Source organism: Bartonella sp. HY328 (genome assembly GCF_025449335.1).
GTDB lineage: Bacteria > Pseudomonadota > Alphaproteobacteria > Rhizobiales > Rhizobiaceae > HY038.
On record NZ_CP104883.1, the window covers coordinates 1,914,573 to 1,932,659 of the forward strand.

At 40.0% G+C, this 18,087-nt stretch carries 14 protein-coding genes; 8 read left to right on the top strand and 6 right to left on the bottom strand.

The window, feature by feature from the left end; all coding sequences use genetic code 11:
* The first annotated feature begins 324 nt into the window (after window positions 1-324).
* The gene (locus N5852_RS08100) at window positions 325-582 is read left to right on the top strand and encodes a hypothetical protein (protein ID WP_262097329.1); all 258 of its coding nucleotides are present in this window, start codon (window positions 325-327) and stop codon (window positions 580-582) included.
* 92 nt (window positions 583-674) lie between these two features.
* On the opposite strand, the gene N5852_RS08105 is transcribed toward N5852_RS08100, so the two are convergent.
* Window positions 675-1,787: a branched-chain amino acid ABC transporter substrate-binding protein gene (locus N5852_RS08105; protein WP_262097330.1), complete on the bottom strand. Its 1,113-nt coding sequence runs from the start codon at window positions 1,785-1,787 to the stop codon at window positions 675-677.
* Window positions 1,788-2,095: 308 nt separating this feature from the next.
* Window positions 2,096-4,660, bottom strand: coding sequence for a hybrid sensor histidine kinase/response regulator (locus tag N5852_RS08110; protein WP_262097331.1), 2,565 nt, complete (start codon window positions 4,658-4,660; stop codon window positions 2,096-2,098).
* A 255-nt stretch (window positions 4,661-4,915) separates the two neighbouring features.
* On the opposite strand from N5852_RS08110, the gene N5852_RS08115 reads away from it, so the two are divergent.
* Window positions 4,916-7,144 carry a flagellar biosynthetic protein FliO gene (locus N5852_RS08115; protein ID WP_262097332.1) on the top strand — a complete coding sequence of 743 codons (2,229 nt, stop codon included), beginning with the start codon at window positions 4,916-4,918 and terminating at the stop codon, window positions 7,142-7,144.
* 188 nt (window positions 7,145-7,332) lie between these two features.
* Here N5852_RS08115 and N5852_RS08120 read toward each other — a convergent pair whose 3' ends face one another.
* Entirely contained in the window at window positions 7,333-8,487 is a 1,155-nt protein-coding gene (locus tag N5852_RS08120) for a pyridoxal phosphate-dependent aminotransferase (RefSeq protein WP_262097333.1), read from the bottom strand.
* Between the two features lie 686 nt (window positions 8,488-9,173).
* On the opposite strand from N5852_RS08120, the gene N5852_RS08125 reads away from it, so the two are divergent.
* The 6 genes from N5852_RS08125 to N5852_RS08150 all read left to right on the top strand — a co-directional run bounded on the left by N5852_RS08125 (window position 9,174) and on the right by N5852_RS08150 (window position 15,033).
* Window positions 9,174-10,502 (top strand): M48 family metalloprotease, encoded by a 1,329-nt coding sequence (locus N5852_RS08125; RefSeq protein WP_262097334.1) that lies wholly within the window; start codon window positions 9,174-9,176, stop codon window positions 10,500-10,502.
* Between the two features lie 218 nt (window positions 10,503-10,720).
* Window positions 10,721-11,512 (top strand): DsbA family protein, encoded by a 792-nt coding sequence (locus tag N5852_RS08130; protein ID WP_262097335.1) that lies wholly within the window; start codon window positions 10,721-10,723, stop codon window positions 11,510-11,512.
* Between the two features lie 409 nt (window positions 11,513-11,921).
* Entirely contained in the window at window positions 11,922-12,389 is a 468-nt protein-coding gene (gene accB, locus N5852_RS08135) for an acetyl-CoA carboxylase biotin carboxyl carrier protein (RefSeq protein ID WP_262097336.1), read from the top strand.
* A gap of 14 nt (window positions 12,390-12,403) precedes the next feature.
* Window positions 12,404-13,756 (top strand): acetyl-CoA carboxylase biotin carboxylase subunit, encoded by a 1,353-nt coding sequence (accC, locus tag N5852_RS08140; protein ID WP_262097337.1) that lies wholly within the window; start codon window positions 12,404-12,406, stop codon window positions 13,754-13,756.
* A gap of 137 nt (window positions 13,757-13,893) precedes the next feature.
* Complete coding sequence (aat, locus tag N5852_RS08145; RefSeq protein WP_262097338.1) at window positions 13,894-14,490, top strand: leucyl/phenylalanyl-tRNA--protein transferase; 597 nt, start codon at window positions 13,894-13,896, stop codon at window positions 14,488-14,490.
* Window positions 14,491-14,601: 111 nt separating this feature from the next.
* Entirely contained in the window at window positions 14,602-15,033 is a 432-nt protein-coding gene (locus N5852_RS08150) for a DUF1489 family protein (RefSeq protein WP_262097339.1), read from the top strand.
* A gap of 80 nt (window positions 15,034-15,113) precedes the next feature.
* On the opposite strand, the gene hflX is transcribed toward N5852_RS08150, so the two are convergent.
* From hflX to tpiA, 3 genes are all read right to left on the bottom strand, one after another.
* On the bottom strand, window positions 15,114-16,463 hold the full coding sequence (hflX, locus tag N5852_RS08155; protein ID WP_262097340.1) for a GTPase HflX: 1,350 nt from the start codon (window positions 16,461-16,463) through the stop codon (window positions 15,114-15,116).
* Between the two features lie 251 nt (window positions 16,464-16,714).
* The gene (secG, locus tag N5852_RS08160) at window positions 16,715-17,095 is read right to left on the bottom strand and encodes a preprotein translocase subunit SecG (RefSeq protein WP_262097341.1); all 381 of its coding nucleotides are present in this window, start codon (window positions 17,093-17,095) and stop codon (window positions 16,715-16,717) included.
* 202 nt (window positions 17,096-17,297) lie between these two features.
* Window positions 17,298-18,059 carry a triose-phosphate isomerase gene (gene tpiA, locus N5852_RS08165; protein WP_262097342.1) on the bottom strand — a complete coding sequence of 254 codons (762 nt, stop codon included), beginning with the start codon at window positions 18,057-18,059 and terminating at the stop codon, window positions 17,298-17,300.
* Between the last annotated feature and the right edge of the window lie 28 nt (window positions 18,060-18,087).

Sequence of the window (18,087 nt, forward strand, 5' to 3'; positions counted from 1 at the left end):
AATTAAGAAACTCTTATATCACGAGCTAACTGTAGCTAATCGTTAATCATAAAAAAAATTAGAAATTCTAGGCTTGTCAAGCGGAAACTACGCCACACCTATCACAGAATACTTATCGTTTCAGGCTTGTATGTTGATATAAGTAAGGTAAGATTTAACGGCTGACGCAACAAAAGCAACATTACCTTGTTGCTTATTTTAATTTGAAATTATTTTTGGAAAATATTGAGCCAAGCTTTAGCGCACTTTTATTAATTCTATAAGAAAGCCTGATGGGCTAACTTTGTTTATCAAGTTTTCTAAATTTATCAGTAAGGAAATAAAATGGTTGATCATAAAACGCATGGCCAAAAAATCAAAATAATTGACGTAGAAAAGCTTGATGAACAAGATGATAATGAGAACGGTCCTGTTGATACGGTTGATATCTTTGATGAAGTGACAGAGGGAGGCACACCAAGACAACAAAGACAGCGACATCAATATCTAGATGATATTGACAATCCTCTTGATAATGAAGACGCAGATATCATAAGCGAAAATATGTATGAAAGCGAGCCAGACCAAAATGAAGAAGAATAAGCTTCTTTTTGATTTAATATCCAACAGATTAAATAAAACTCGATAGTTTAGCTTATTGCGCCCCCACGAGCCGAGGTAGGGGCGCTATAATGTTATTCTACTGGAACAATCTTACCAGATTCCCATTTGTAGAGAGAAAATGTTTTCGATGTCATATCCCCACGTTCACCATAGGTAATTTCACCAATGGCCGTTGGAATTTTCTCACCAGAATGAAGAACCTCAGCAACAGCTTGTGCATCATCTGGACTTCCAGCTTTTTCAATACCAAAAGCAATCACTTGCACAGCAGCATAGCCATTCATTGTGAAGGCTTCAGCAGGGATATTATTGGCACTGAGCGCTTCTAGTGCTTCTTTTGCCAAAGGATTTTTCGATGAATCTGCAGGATTTGTGAAAATTGTGCCCTCAACTGCATCTCCAGCAATTGTTCCTAATTCGGACGTATTAAGGCCATCACCACCAATCATGATCGCCTTCACGCCTTGTTCACGCATTTGGCGCAAAAGAAGACCTGCCTCTGGGTGGTAACCACCAAAGTAAACATAATCAATATTATCAGATTTCAAACGGCTCACAATAACATTGTAATCGCGCTCACCAGGCGTAATTGAACCATAATAGGCTTCTTTTTCACCGCCATCATTTAAAGTTTTCTTAAATGCATCTGCAAGACCTTTGCCGTAAGTGGCTTTATCATGGATAATTGCAATATTCTTTCCCTTCCAATGAGCCAGTGCATATTGCGCAGCAAAATCTGCTTGCTGGTCGTCACGGCCTATTGTTCTAAATACATTCCACATATTACGTGCGGATAGCTCAGGGGTTGTTGATGACGGTGTTACCATCAAAATATCATTATTTTGTAGAATAGTTGAAACTGGCATTGCCGAGTTAGAGGTTACTGGTCCGACAACATAAAGAATACCTTCACCAGCAATTTGATTGGCAACTGAAATACCTTGCTTGGGCTCTGCCGCATCATCAAAAATCTTCAAAACAAGCTTTTCGCCGTTGACGCCACCATTTTTATTAATTTCATCAATCGCAATACGAGTACCATTGCTCGCCTGTACACCGTAAGCGGCAACTGAGCCCGTTACAGGCCCGATGAAGCCGATGGTAATGTCCGCAGATGCATTTGTCGCAAAAAAACAACTGGAAAGAAGAGCAGCAGAAAAAATGGATTTCATAGATAAGCGCATATATGATACTCCCAGATCAAAACATAAATTTATAGGATATGCTATTATGAATTAAGGATAAAGCATAGGAAAGTTTATAAAACAGATTTTATGTGATTTAAAGCCTTATAGCCAATTTAATGTTAAATTAGAAAAATTGAAAAATCGCATTATAAAAGTAAATAAATTACGCGAAATGCAACCACAACGCACCAACTTCAAACATTTTTTCAACAAAGGAAGCTTGGTTTTGAGTTTCCAAGCCGATATACATCCTAAGGGGTAGAAAATATCCAATCATCTACCCGACCATTAGCCATGAATGTAAATTAAGCTACATCCTCTTGCAGCACTTCTTTAACGGCGGTTGCTAACTGTTTCAATGAAAACGGTTTAGGTAAAAATGTAAAATTAGCACCTTCTGGCAAATTTTTAGCAAAAGCATCTTCTGCATAACCTGATACAAAGATAAATTTAATATAAGGATATTTCTTTTGTAGTACTCGCAATAAACTTGGACCATCCATCTCTGGCATAACCACATCCGAAACGACTATATCAATTTCACCGTTACATTCTTCGATAACTTCAAGAGCTTCAACACCGCTTGCTGCTTCATAAACAGTATAGCCACGCGATTGTAATGCTTTAACACCGCCCTTGCGTACAGCATCCTCATCCTCAACTAATAATACAGTGGCCGAGCCGGAAAGATCGACAGATTTATGCTCTATAGCCTTAACTTCAAGCTTTTTGGGTTCTTCATCTACGCCTATTGCTGGAATATAACGCGGTAACAAAATACTAAATTTGGTACCAACACCGATTTGGGATGAGCAAAAAACATAGCCGCCCGTTTGGCTAATAATACCGTAAACCATTGATAAGCCAAGGCCTGTACCCTTGCCAAGCTCTTTTGTCGTGAAAAAGGGATCAAAAATCTTCTCTAAAATTTCACTAGGAATTCCTGTTCCTGTATCGCTAATTTCGATAAGAACATAATCTTGCTCAAGCGGTGTTGGGCGCTCATATGGAAATAATTGTGAAGCCGGTAAATTAGCGGTTTTAATAGTTAAAAGCCCACCGTCGGGCATGGCATCCCGCGCATTGGTTGTAAGGTTCATAAAAACCCGCTCCAACTCGGCTAGGTCACCTTTTACCGGCCAAATATCACGCCCATGCTCGATCACTAATTTAATGCTGGTACCAATAAGCCTGTCGCCCAGCAATCTAAAATCCGATAAAACATCGGTCAAATCAAGTACTTCAGGGCGCAAAGTTTGGCGACGAGAGAATGCTAAAAGCTTTTGGACTAATGCCGCCGCACGGTCAGCATTATTTTTAATATTCATAATATCAGGGTGCGATGGATCTGAGCTGCGATGGCTAAGCAATAACAGGTCACAGGACATCGTGATCGCGGTAAGCACATTATTAAAATCATGGGCAATACCACCAGCTAATTGTCCGACAGCTTGCATTTTTTGACCATGTTCAACTTGTTGCTCTAAGGCGCGTTGCTCGGCAATTTCTACAACAGAAACAATTAGTAAAGGTTCGCTACCATTGGTGGTTATCGGCAATTGACTAAAATACAGCCGAATATACCCATCTTCACGATTCACCAATGAAGTATCAAGATAGGCAATATTTTTTGCACCAGAAAACGAGTTGGTTAAAATTTGCTCTAAACGGATATGATCACGCGGATGAATAAGGTTCGCAAGGTTCTTTACCATGCTATCATCACTGCTTATCGAGATGGATTTTATAAACTCTTGATTATGATTGATTATTTCACCATGAGATCCAACTAAAGCCATTGCGATTGGATTTGCGTCAAAAACATCCAGTGATTGGCCACTCATATAAGAAAGATTTTGTGACTCTTTTACTAGACCTAGCGATCGTGTAATATCATTTTTTTGATCTGCGCGTAATAATAGAAGTGCCCTTCTATCTTCACCAGTAATAGCACCAGTCATAGCGGCCATATACATAGTTACTTCGATAGGCGAAGCAGAGGCATAAGATAGCTCTAAATCAAAAACAAGGTTCTTTGTGTTGTTGCCCGCAATTGCTTTATTGATGTGAGCAAAACTCTCTGCACCAATAAAATTAATAAAATTAAAATCTTGCAATGGAAATTGTGCAATATCAACAGCCAACCATTCGGCAAGCGTTGTATTCATATATTTTATTTGTCCATCATCACTAAACGATATAAAGCCGGCAGGCGAGTTATCAAGGTGATAGATCGCTTCTTGCAAATCCTCAAATAGGCTTTCTTGCCGATCACGCAATTCAGTAAAATCAGCAATATTCCAAATAATAAAACGCTCGCCCTCTACCTCCATAGGGCTTACATTAACTCCATAAACAAAACTTTTACTATGCTCACCTATTTTAGCCAAACCGCCAGGAATGCGTAATTCTTCATAAGCATTATTATCACTTTGAGCAGCAAGGTTTAGCTTATATATTATCTGTGCGGCCTTTTCATTTTTACTAAACAAGACTTCAGGTGTATAAGACTTTTCTCCAGCTAATTGTCTATAGGCAGAATTCATATAACGAATAGTGCCTGTGCTATCAGTAATGACAACTGCATCAGGCATATGATCAAGCATTTTCACAACAGAACTTTTGCGCGGGTCAGCTGTCGTGAAACGACATACTCCTAAAGTAGTACACAGTAAAAAAAATAGACCAATTGCTGAAAAACCACATAAAACTGCTAGTAGAATTTGCGGGTCAAGCTTCATCTGATATGCATAGTAGGCACTCGCACAACCACCTATGATAAGGAATACAGATATGACCCTACCAAATATCGCCCAACTATTTTTACCGTGATCTTCAGATGGCCCGTTAGCATTTTCATCCCGCGACATCATATAACCCTTTTACTCAAAACGCACATATATTTTATTCTGTTCAACCACAATGCAGCCAATGGTGCAAATCCAGATTGCTAATATAACAGCTTTAAAAAGAAAATGGCTGTGGATGCTTATTGAATAAAAGCATTTTTTTCCATTTCCATCTGTTAAGCTTTCCTTTATTATGTCAAAACCATTAATAAATTTATTTTCTTTATCGGGTTTTGATTTTAATCATCAGGGGGCCCGCGGTTTTAAGGACGGAGAATGGACATGAATGCTTGGCTGACTACACAGATAGGCGCTGAGGCTGCCCAAATTGTCAGCTATGCAGCGTATTTTGTTGCTGCTATCATAGTTTTATGGGTAATCATTTTAATTATAAAACGCATTACGCGGGGTACCTATGTTGTAGGCGGAAAAGATCGTGAAGCTCGATTATCCGTTCGCGACGCAGCTCCTATTGATAGCAAAAGAAGGCTCGTTCTTATAAAGAGAGATAATATTGAACATTTGATCCTTATTGGCGGTCCAACAGATATTGTCATCGAAACCAATATTTCTAAACTTCCATTAGCTGACAATAACTCAATTGGGGATTTAAGTATTACTTCAACCAACAATGAGCAGAATCAGGGATTAGGTGATATTTTCCCAACTGCATCCCTATCAACGAACATAGCAGCAACGACTACTGCACCGTCTAGTATGGTGACAACGACTGCGGCGCAGTTAGATTCTTCCATAGCCCCTCAAGAAAATCTAAATATTGCAGAATTCAACAATGTGGACGCAGGTACAGTCAGCCATATTGAGCAATTGCAGGACACGCTGCATAACGGTAACTTAAATACCTCCATAGATTATGTCGCGGATGAGCCAAAAGTCGCAAGGGCACCGCAATCTGATTCGAATTCAGTTTTTGATGTGGCAACATACAAACGCGATGACATTGAAAAACAAACTTCGCCAGAATATGATAGTGGAAACACTGAAAAAACATCACCTACTGTGCCGGATGAAGAACGCTTTGAAGCTGAAAATATTGCGTTTAATGATGGCCCAACAAGGATCAATCCGCACAATCAAGATCTTAGTGAAGAAAATCATGAAACGGCTATGGTTGTCGTTCACGACGACCAAATTCACAACGATGAAACAGCAATAGAAGCAACAGATATACAAGGTACAAATTCAGCCTCGCAAGAGCCATCTCTAGATAAATCTTCTTCTAAAGATGATTCTGACTTAGATATGTCTTCATCTAACAAATCTAATGCTGATTTCGGCTTTGAACAGCCATTTAAATCTGTAGAAACAGCTCAAAATACATTTAAAACAGAACAAAATAATTCAAAAAGGGTAAGTGGTTTCACTCAAAGGGATTCTTTTTCACTGGGAAGCTCATCGTTAAAAGGCAACTCACAGCGCTCCATTAACCAAGAGAATAATGATCGCCTATCACGACAGGCTGCACCTCAAGAAACCTCAAAACAACAAGTCCAAGACAATCCATTTAGAGCTCCAAAGCCGATAAATCCTTATAAAGTTATGAAAGCCGCAGGTGCATTTGGTAATAGTAACGTTAACTTTAATGCAACAATTAGCAACGCGCCTCTTAGTAAGAGCAATGCGTCAAATGATAAAAGCAAGTTATCAGCCACAAATAATGAACGATTTGGTGATCAACAGGTGCATCCAACCATAAGCCCTGTAAAAAGAACGGAAGCTGCAACACTTTTAGAAAAAAGTGAAGAGAACCTAAAAGACGAAGCTCCAAAACTTAAAAACGATAATAACTTGGCTGTGGCTGCAAAGGATTCTCAACCACTAAAACAGATGGAACCGCAAGCGGTACGTTCAGATAGTGAGTTGAATGGTAGCACATTGAAATATCAAAGTGTTTTGGGTGAAACAGCTATCAACAAGGGAAGCAATGCTCCTAGCACTAAAACATCTGCGCAAGATAATCAGCCTCAAAAAGGCTTTGTGCCAACAGAAAAGTCAAGGCCTGCGCAGGAACGTCCTGTGGCGCAGCGCAGTGTCCCTCAAGGAATGTTACGACCACCGCTTATGGCCAAGCCACGCAATGCAGCGGTAACCGCGATGAACAAGCAATCTAAACCAGTTACTGGCTTGGATAACGCAAAAAATTCGCAACAAACCACAAATATTACTGAGAACAAAAGTCAAACAGTAACTGATAACAACACCGACACGAAAAAACCTAGTTTTATCAACGAAAATAAAGCCGTTGAGAATGAGCATAATGTTGATGCAATGCAGCAGGCAAAAAAAGAATCCGCAAAGGGCAAGGCTACAAATTTGCAGAAGTTTTCATTGCAGCTTCTTGAACCACAACATATTCTTGATAAGCCTAACCGCAATGAACAAATGACAGATGTTAAAATTCAACAAAGTTCCTCAACCACTTCAGATGAGGAAGACTTTGACCGCCGATTAAAAAACGAACTTGAACAACCGGTAAAAAAATAGGATCCTATTGACCGCGCATTGCATCAAGATTTAAGGAAAATCTATTTATTTACATCATGATCCGATTTGCAAATTTGCAAATCGGATTTTTATTTCATCTAAAGCGATATTTCAGTGATTTAAAGCGTTTTCTCTCTGTACAGGAAAGTAATATTCAACACTTTAAGTAATGTTTTACGGTCATACGGCTACCGATTCAAAAACCCCTCAATACGATTTAAGGCGATTGCCACGCGGTTCGGATCGCCTGCATAAGAAAAACGTAGAGACCGATGCCCCTCAATCGGATCAAAATCCTGTCCCGGCGTTACTGCAACAAATGTTTCGGATAATATTTTTTTGGCCAACGTCATGCTATCATTGCTAAATTTTGAACAATCACAATAAGCATAAAATGCGCCATCTAACGGCGCTAAGAGGCTTAGCCCTATACGAGGTAAACTATACGCAAGCAAATCACGACTCAATTGATATTGAGCTTTTACTCGCTCAAGCTCCTCAGTTGCATCAAAGGCTGCTATAGCTGCTTTTTGCGATAGCTCGGGAGGTGAAATATAAAGGCTTTGCGCAATTCGCTCAATTGAACGCACGGCATTTTTTGGTAAAACCATCCAACCGATACGCCATCCAGTCATACAATAATATTTTGAAAATGAATTAATAATAGTTACATTATCACTATATGATAAGGCTGTAATATCGGGACCTGAATAATTTAAACGATGATAAATCTCGTCCGATATAATATGGATATTATTGTCAGAAGCAGCATTTACAATCTGAATCAATTGCTCTGCATTTAATGAAGCTCCCGTCGGATTAGCTGGAGAGGCAAATAATACTGCTTTTAAAGGCGTTCTTTTATGGGCTTCCAACAGCGCATCAACTGTTAGTACACCACCATTATTTTTATCAACTTCAATTTCTATAACATTAATGCCTAATGCCTTCATTATATTGCGATAAGCTGGATAACCTGGACGTGTAATAGCCACATTATCCCCCACATCAAAATAACTTAAAAATGCCAAGTTAAATGCCGCAGACGAACCCGTGGTAATAGCAATACGTTCAAAACCGATTTCAATTCCATGATGGATAAAATAATAATGGGCTATTGCTTCACGTAGGGCTTTAAGCCCCAATGAATCCGTATAGCCAATGTGACCATCCATCAACGCCGCGTGTGCTGCTTCCAAGACTGCTTTAGGTGCAGGTGCTGATGGTTGTCCAACAGCCAAAGATATAACATCATTGCCCTGCCCTTTTAGATGATTAGCAGCAGCAAGAATATCCATAGCGTAAAATGGCTCGACATCGCCGCGGTTTGAAAGAAATTGCAATTTCGCTCTCCAACTCTTTTAATATTTAATATAATTATAAGTAAAACGATAGAAATCATTTTATAAGTTCAATAAATGGCCTCATTTTTAAATGAACTATATCCGGTATTATTTTTTATAAAAAAAACATATAAAGTAATAATTCCTATATCCAGAACCTAATACGTCAAATAAAATTGTGCAATAAACCGCAAAACATCGGAATAAGAAAACGACAATTAGTTGGTATACTCATTTGAGCTTTATGACCCCGCTTTTGTGTACTATCAAGATACAGTTAAATCTCGCAACAACTTTGTCCAAGAGCTTTGAAAATATTGTTTTTTCCCAACGATTCTTCGCAAATTAAACTTTTGCGTTGCCAAACAAATTTTCTCATATTATTTCATTTAAATTAATAGGTCCTGCCTTAAGGCAATTCTGTATTGCCCTATAATTGCCCGATTAATATGACCTTGATTGATAAAGTAAATCTTAATTTGTCTAAACCATCAGCTATTATAAAACGTAAATTTTATATCCAGCTGTTTTATGAGGTTTTCCCATTTATGAATACAGCAAAGAACAGTCAGTATAAACTTCGCAAAAAGTTTGACATAGCTTATTTTTTATCAATGAATAACTACTATTTTAAATATTTGAAATCATTACTCTCTTTAAATTTGCTATTAGCAATTTCATTAATTTTGGGTAATTTCTCAACAAATGCTTCGGCGCAAGGCCGTACTATCGCGTTGGTAAGAGACGCTGAAATTGAAGCTCTAGTAAGGGATTATGCTCGCCCACTATTACGCGCTGCAGGACTTCGTTCGGATGTAGAAGTCATTCTTGTCAACGATAGGAGTTTTAATGCTTTTGTTGACGGTGCGCGCATTTTTATTAATGTCGGTGCTTTAATGCAATCAGAAACACCTAATGAAATCATTGGTGTTATAGCTCACGAAATTGGTCATCTTGCTGGTGGTCACCAACATCGTCTACGCGAACAAATGAAACGTGCACAAACAATGGCTGTGATTGGCATGTTGTTGGGTATTGGCGCCGGCGTTGCGGGTAGCTCGACTGGTAATAGCGATGCAGGCGCCGCTGGCAGTGCCATAGCTATGGGCAGTAGCGATATTGCTATGCGTACTCTTATGGCTTATCAACGCGGTGAAGAAAGCGCAGCCGATCGCTCAGCGATCAACTACCTCAACAAGACGCAGCAATCGGCAAAAGGGATGCTTACTACTTTTGACCGGTTAGGCCGTTCACTTAATTTATCAGGATCGCGAATTGATCCTTACCGTAGCAGCCATCCATTGCCACCCGAACGCGTCGCAGCTATTCAAACATTAGCTAAACAAAGCCCTTACTTTGAAAAGAAAGATCCAACAGATTTGCAGCTTCGCCACGACATGGCAAGGGCAAAAATAGCTGGCAATATGGGGCGGACTTCGGAATTGCGTCGCATGTTTGCGGCTAATCCCCGCTCTTTGCCAGCTCGCTACGGTGATACTATCATTGCCGTTGCCAATGCCCGTCCTCAAGAGGGTATAACAAAAGCTAAAGCATTATTAAAAGAGCAACCGCAAAACGCCTATTTTCAAGAATTATTAGGCGATGCACTGTTGCGCGCCAATGATGCGCAAGGAGCCGCCGAAGCCTATAAGCGCGCAAGTTCACTGGATAAAAATCACTCTAGCCTATTACGTATCAATTATGGACGAGCCTTGCTCGCAACCAACAAGCCAAGTAATCTTACGCTTGCAGTTAGTGAAATTAAAGCTGGTTTGCGTAACGAACCTTCTTTCGCTTCAGGCTATGGTGTTTTAGCACAGGCTTATGGCCGACAAGGGCAAACTGGGCTGGCTGATCTTGCTACTGCTGACATGTATTATTATGGCAGCGAATATAAACAAGCTAGAATTTTTGCAGTGCGCGCGCAACGCGGCCTTAAACCCAATTCTGCAGAATGGTTAAGGGCACAGGATATTTTAACTTCGACCGAAAATCGTAAGGATAAAGACAAATAGTTTTTATTTGTCAAAGGCACGTAGATTTGCTTTATTGTTCAAAAGGTTTAAATAAACGAAATTAAAATAATCGCAATAAATGCTGCTTGAAAAACCGCTCATCCAAATTATAAGGGACGCACTAGATTATGAATAAGGCACTAAAGCAATTAAAATCAAAGGGAATTATAAGCCTCACAATTCTTGGGTCCTTTGTTTTAACTAGTCTCTCACCTGCCATGGCTGAGGGCGCATTGCAGAAATCTGAACTTGCTGCAATTAAAAAAGAAATTCTATCTGATCCATTATTTTTAAGCCATTTACGCGATAAACTATCAGCGAATACTATGGATGATGATCATATTCGCAGTGTTGTAAAAAAGTATCTTATTGAAAACCCTGAGGTAATGTTGGAAGTTCAACAGGCTTTGATCGCGAAACAATCGGATAGCGCGAAGGAACGCGCACCTGAAGTAACTGCAAAAATCATAAATTCTAATTTTGAAAAAATATTCAAGTCACCCGATGACATTGTCCTTGGCAATCCTGATGGTGACGTTACTATTGTTGAATTTTATGATTATAATTGTGGTTATTGTAAACGCTCTTTCGAAGAAGTTCAAAAGCTTTTGCAACAAGATAAAAATATACGCTTTGTGATGAAAGATTTACCGATTTTAGGAAATGATTCTGTCCAAGCACATCTTGTTGGACAAGTCATGCGGCAAAAATATCCTGAGAAATATCAAGAATTCCATTTAAAAATGATGAAACTTGAAGCCAAAGCAAGCGAACAAAGCGCACTCGACGTTGCAAAATCATTAGGTGCAAATATTGATGAAATTCAAACATTAATTAGTGGGGCTACACCTGCCGAACCGTTAATCAACAATGGAGAGATTGCAGCCCAACTGGGCATCAATTTTACGCCTTGCTTTGTTATTGGAGATCAGCTGATTATGGGTGCTACCGATGAGGACACCTTGGAAGCTATCGTTTCAGAAATTAGAGCGAACGCTAAAAAGGGATAAATCAAAATTTTAACTGTGCCATGAATTCTATTTGAAAAAATTCATGGCATTTTTTACAAAATTGAAATTCATTTCCAATATATTAGCGTAAATTACTTAAACAAGATCATGCATTATTGATCGATTATCGCGATAATTGGGTAGCTCTATTTAAAACGGCGATCAATATCTTGATGGAATTATTACACTTTGCCTATTGACGAAAATTCAAATAAATAGCTATTAAAGTGTTTATAGAACGCATATTTTGCGCAAAAACACAAAATACGAATAAAAGCACAAGAAAAATTGAATTTTTGCTTTTTCTTGTTATCAATTCCCTCTATAAGGCGATTTATATATTTTGCTGCCAAGTGGCATCATAGGGCACTGGATTATACAGTCCCTATAGCAAGGAGCTTAGATAAAAATGACAACAGATAAAAAGACCGGCTTTAACACAGATCTTATTCGTGATTTGGCTGAAATTTTGAATGATACCAATCTTTCAGATATTGAAGTTGAGCAGGATGATTTACGCATTCGCGTTTCGAGAACTATCGGTGGTGGCATCGCCGCCCAGCCAGTTTATGCCGCACCCGTAAGTGCACCTGCCATGGTAACAGCCCAAGTTGCTAGCGCACCAGCTGTAGAAACGGCAAGCAAAAATGCAGTTCCCTCACCAATGGTTGGCACGGCTTATCTTTCCCCTGCCCCAGGCGCGCGCGCATTTGTTGAGGTTGGTCAACAGGTTAGCGAAGGCCAGACTTTGCTTATAGTTGAAGCAATGAAAACCATGAATCCGATTTCATCACCTCGTGCTGGAACAGTAAAGGCAATTTTGGTTGAAGATGCACAGCCAGTTGAATTTGGTGAGCCTTTAGTTGTTGTTGAATAAGTAGGCGTATAGTAATGATCAAGAAAATCCTTATAGCAAATCGTGGCGAAATTGCACTTCGCGTTCTAAGGGCCTGTAAAGAGCTTGATATAAAAACCGTAGCAGTCCATTCTACTGCCGACGCCGATGCTATGCATGTTCGTCTTGCTGATGAAAGTGTCTGTATTGGGCCCGCTCCTTCACGCGATAGCTACCTTAACATGCATCAAATTGTTGCTGCATGTGAAATAACCGGTGCAGATGCTATCCATCCAGGCTATGGTTTTTTATCTGAAAACGCCAAATTTGCAGAGATTCTTGAAGCTCACGCTATTACTTTTATTGGCCCTACCTCGGCCCATATTCGTATTATGGGTGATAAGATTGAAGCTAAGAAAACCGCAAAACGCCTTGGCATCCCAGTAGTTCCTGGCTCTGATGGTGCTGTAACTGAAGATGCTGAGGCAATGCGTATTGCACATGAAATTGGCTTCCCGGTCATCATAAAGGCATCAGCTGGCGGTGGTGGACGTGGCATGAAGGTTGCGCGCAACGCTGATGAGCTATCAATTGCACTTTCAACAGCACGTACCGAAGCGGGTGCAGCTTTTGGTGACGACGCGGTTTACATTGAAAAATATCTTGAAAAGCCCCGCCATATTGAAGTTCAAGTTATGGGCGATGGCGCAGGAAATGCAATTCACCTTGGAGAACGCGATTGTTCGTTGCAACGGCGCCATCAAAAGGTTTGGGAAGAAGCAACCTCACCTGCATTAGATGATGAAGCCCGTCAAAAAATTGGTAATATCGTTGCCAAAGCCTGTGCTGGTCTTGGTTATCGCGGTGCTGGCACTATCGAGTTCCTATATGAAAATGGTGAGTTTTATTTCATTGAGATGAATACGCGCTTACAAGTGGAACATCCAGTTACCGAAGCAATCACGGGTATAGACCTCGTACATGAACAAATTCGCGTTGCATCAGGTAATGGTTTATCGGTCACCCAAAATGAAGTTCGTTTTTCAGGTCATGCGATTGAATGCCGTATTAATGCAGAAGATCCGCATAATTTTACACCATCACCTGGTTTAATCACTCATTTCCATACTCCAGGTGGGTTGGGCATTCGTGTTGATTCGGGAGCCTATACGGGTTATCGTATTCCTCCTTATTATGATAGTTTGATCGGTAAGCTTATTGTTCATGGTCGTAATCGCAAAGAATGTATGATGCGTTTACGCCGTGCGTTGGATGAGTTTGTCGTTGATGGTGTAAAAACCACGCTACCATTGTTCATGGATCTCATTAAGAATGATGATATCGCCAAAGGTGACTATGATATTCATTGGCTAGAAAAATATTTGGCGAACAAAAATTCAGCTAAATAATTAGTTTCATATTAAGTACTATAATTAGAGCAATTGGCATAGTCTAAACTATCAATTGCTCTAATTTGTTTTTATCAGGTTCTATTTATAAATGTGCTATACCTAATAGCAATATTTTTAAGTTAAGTGGTATAATCATGGATTATTATAAAATTGATCCCGACGACTTGCTTAACGCCTATGCTCAAGGCATTTTTCCAATGTCTGATGATGCGGATGATCCAGATATTTTTTGGGTAAAACCTAAAATGCGTGGTATTATCCCTCTTAACTCGCTTCATATTTCACGCAGCCTTGCAAAATTTTTGCGTAAGAATCCTTTTGAAATTCGATTTGATACAGATTTCTTAGGAGTGATTAATGGGTGTGCAGAAGCCAAGCAAGGCCGAGAAAATACATGGATAAATCAACCAATACGCGATGCATGCCATACACTTTTTTTAAGTGGTTTTTGCCATACTGTTGAAGCTTGGCGCGATAATCACTTGGTAGGCGGTCTCTATGGTATTTCGCTTGGCGGTGCGTTTTTCGGTGAAAGTATGTTTTCACGCGCAGACAATGCTTCTAAAGCGTGTTTAGTAGCTTTAGTTAACTTACTGCAAACCCATGATTTTCAATTATTGGACACCCAGTTTTTAACCGATCACTTGGCTAGCATGGGTGCTATCGAAATTTCGCAAGAAGAATATGAAAAACTTCTTTTCGCCGCTATCAAGGTTAAGGCTAAGTTTTAAATAACTTTAAAGAACATTAGTAAGGTTGAATTAAGCCAATTTGATACTTATATATGGATATTTAAATCCAAAAGCTTAACCAAGCCAAAATTTAGGGTATAGATTGCTTCTATGGGACTTAATCTTGTAAAATTATGTGTTGGCGCATCTTCAATAGAAGATTTACAGGCTTGGATTGACTTTATAATGGACGAAAAGCGTTCATTAGGAAAAGCAGCAATGCAAACCCATACCACACGCATGATCCCCAAACGTAAAGACGAGCTACTTGACGGCGGCTCACTTTATTGGGTTATTAAAAATAATGTTCAATGTCGGCAAAAGCTGCTTGATATTCAAGAGTTTATTGATAATGATGGCATTAAAAGATGTGACTTGGTTTTAGAGCCTAAAATCATTGAAACACAATGGCAACCAAGACGTGCATTTCAAGGCTGGCGTTATCTTGATGATAAAGATGCCCCAAAAGATTTATCATCTAATAGCTTAGCGGATTTACCCGTTGAACTGCGCCACGAGCTTGCCGAGCTTGGCTTACTTTAGCCTTATAAAAAACTGTTCATCATTAAGCATGAGAATAGAGCACGTCACCAACTTAACTGACAATGCTCTATAATTTAGATCTAGCTGAGATTAAGTCTTTCTCGTCTTATTTTAAATGCCTCATAGGCAGAACTTGACAGATCAACACTAATTTTTACGCTACCATCTTCGCGATCTTTACGCTGATGATTACGCCCATTGCGATAAAGCCAATCCAACAACACCAATTCGTTTGAATTTAACTGCAAGCTAATGCGCTCAATTTTTCCAGATATACGCTGTTCAATAAGTGTGGTTAACTCATCAATACCAGTACCATCAATTGCTGATAGTGGAATGCTTGGTAAAATTGCTGTTTGCGCTGTCTGCTGCAACTGCTCTTGAGCTGCCTGCTCAAGCCTATCTACCTTATTCCAAACTTCAATCATGCGTTCTGGATCATCAACCTCAACTCCAAGACCTTTTAAAATATCCAAGACATCTTGGCGATGGACTGCATTATCGGGATCTGACATATCACGTACATGTAGAATAATATCGGCTTCAATCACCTCTTCCAAAGTTGCCCGAAATGCAGCAACCAAATGGGTTGGCAAATTGGAAATAAAGCCCACCGTATCAGATAAGATAACCGTATCACCGTGTGGAAATTTTATGCGTCGTAATGTGGGATCAAGCGTTGCAAATAGCATATCCTTGGCCAAAACATCGGCGCCGGTAATGCGATTAAACAATGTTGACTTACCAGCATTGGTATACCCAACAAGTGCAACAACTGGATGAGGAGTCTTTTTACGTTTGGCACGATGCAATTCGCGTGTCTTCACTACCTTTTCAAGATCACGTTTCAAACGCGTAATCTTATCTTGTAATAAACGCCTATCTGCTTCGATCTGGGTTTCACCTGGCCCACCCAAAAAACCGCCACCGCCGCGCTGCCGTTCCAAGTGGGTCCAACTACGAACAAGACGCCCCTTTTGATAATTTAAGTGGGCAAGTTCAACCTGTAGCGTTCCTTCACGGGTACGCGCGCGTTCACCAAAAATTTCAAGAATAAGACCAGTGCGGTCAATAACCTTGCAATTCCAAGCTTTTTCAAGGTTGCGTTGCTGAACTGGTGTTAAACTATAATCAACAATTGCCAGGCCGATTTCATTATCAAAGATGATTTCACCAAGCTCATCCACCTTACCGCTGCCCAACAGGGTTGCAGGTTTCACCTGACTTAGGGTCACTGTCTGCTGTACTATGACATCAAGATCAATCGCTCGCGCAAGCCCTAAAGCTTCCTCAACCCGTGCTGAGATGCTACGGCTAGGCATATTTTCCTGCGGACGATCCTCTTTTACAACCGGCACAACAACAAGACTGCGCACTGCTATGGGTTGATGATCAACTAACTTATGTTCAATAACTATTTCTTTTTCCAAGGATATTCTTTTTCACCTAACGATGTTTGTGTTTATTTTGAGTAATGCATTTATTGAAAAGCAATCCCAATTCAGTCTTTTTTATTATAAACAAGACCAATCCTATATATAAATTCAACTTGGTATTTTGCAAGTGACTTCATTATCGCCTAAGTCGTATTGAGCCATATTTTGATATAAATAGCAATCTGCAAATAAAAAAGCCCTTGTTAGAAACAAGGGCTTAAACATGAACGAATTGTTTTTTTAAATTAGTTTGTTGGCACACCTGATGAAGGTGCCGGCGCATTTTGTGGTATAGTTGTAGCTGGTGCATCAATGCTGTTAGGCACACCAGTATTTGTTGGTGCCGTTGGAGCTGGCGCACTAATAGCTGCAGGAACATTATCTAACTCTGATGATGATCTATGACCTGATACAGACTGCAAAACAGTTAATATGATGGATGTTAAAAAGAAACAAGCAGCAAGAATTGCGGTAAAACGGGTTAAGGCATTTTTGGTGCCACGTGCGGTCATAAAACCAGAACCACCACCTATACCAAGGCCACCACCCTCAGAACGTTGGATCAATATGACCCCAACAAGGGCAATAACAATCAGAAGGTGGATAACGATGACAACTGTCTGCATTGGTCCTGTCTTTCATGCAAGTTTGCCTCACGTTCATTGGAGAGGCGGCTTTAATTATTATAACGAGAGTGGGAACACGATCAGTACCCAAATACATATCTTGCAGTGTTTACACGTAAAATAAAAATAATCCAAGAAAAATATCAAAAAACTTGATAAGTTTCTTGGTCAAAATTATTTTTGGATAGTAATTAAGAGCTTATCACTTACGTCCAGCATTGCAAATTGCAAGAAAATCTCCTGCTTTTAAGCTTGCACCTCCAACAAGTGCGCCATTGACATTATCAACAGCCAGCAAAGTTGCTGCATTATCAGGCTTTACTGAACCGCCATAAAGGATACGTATTTGATTTGCATTTTCACCATAACGCTTTACCAAAACACTACGGATGAAGCCATGCATTTCTTCCACATCGTCGATAGTTGGAATTTTTCCGGTGCCAATGGCCCAAACAGGCTCATAAGCGATAATTGTATCTTTATCGTTGATTTCATCAGGCAATGAACCAGCCAACTGGCTTTCCACCACTGAAAGAGCGCTACCGTCTTCACGTTCTTGCAACTTTTCACCAACGCACACCACTGCAACAAGATTAGCTCGATGGGCAGCTTCTGCTTTTTTACGGACAATTTCATCACTTTCATGATGATATTCGCGTCGTTCTGAATGCCCGACAATTACAAAAGAAGCCCCCGCGTCCTTAATCATCGGCGCAGAGACATCACCCGTATATGCACCATTGTCTAAAACATGACAATCCTGACCACCAAGAGCCAGTACTTCGCCAGACAAAATGTCATGAGCTCGCGAAATAAGTGTTGCCGGAACACAAATTAATGCATCAAAGCCGCTACCAAGATCAGAGCTTAAACCCACTGCGATAGCCCGTAATTCGGAAAGCGATTCGCTTGTGCCATGCATTTTCCAATTTCCTGCAATTAGCGGACGAATTGTACTACCCATTTTTGTCTCCCTTGCCCCCTTTGCCCAA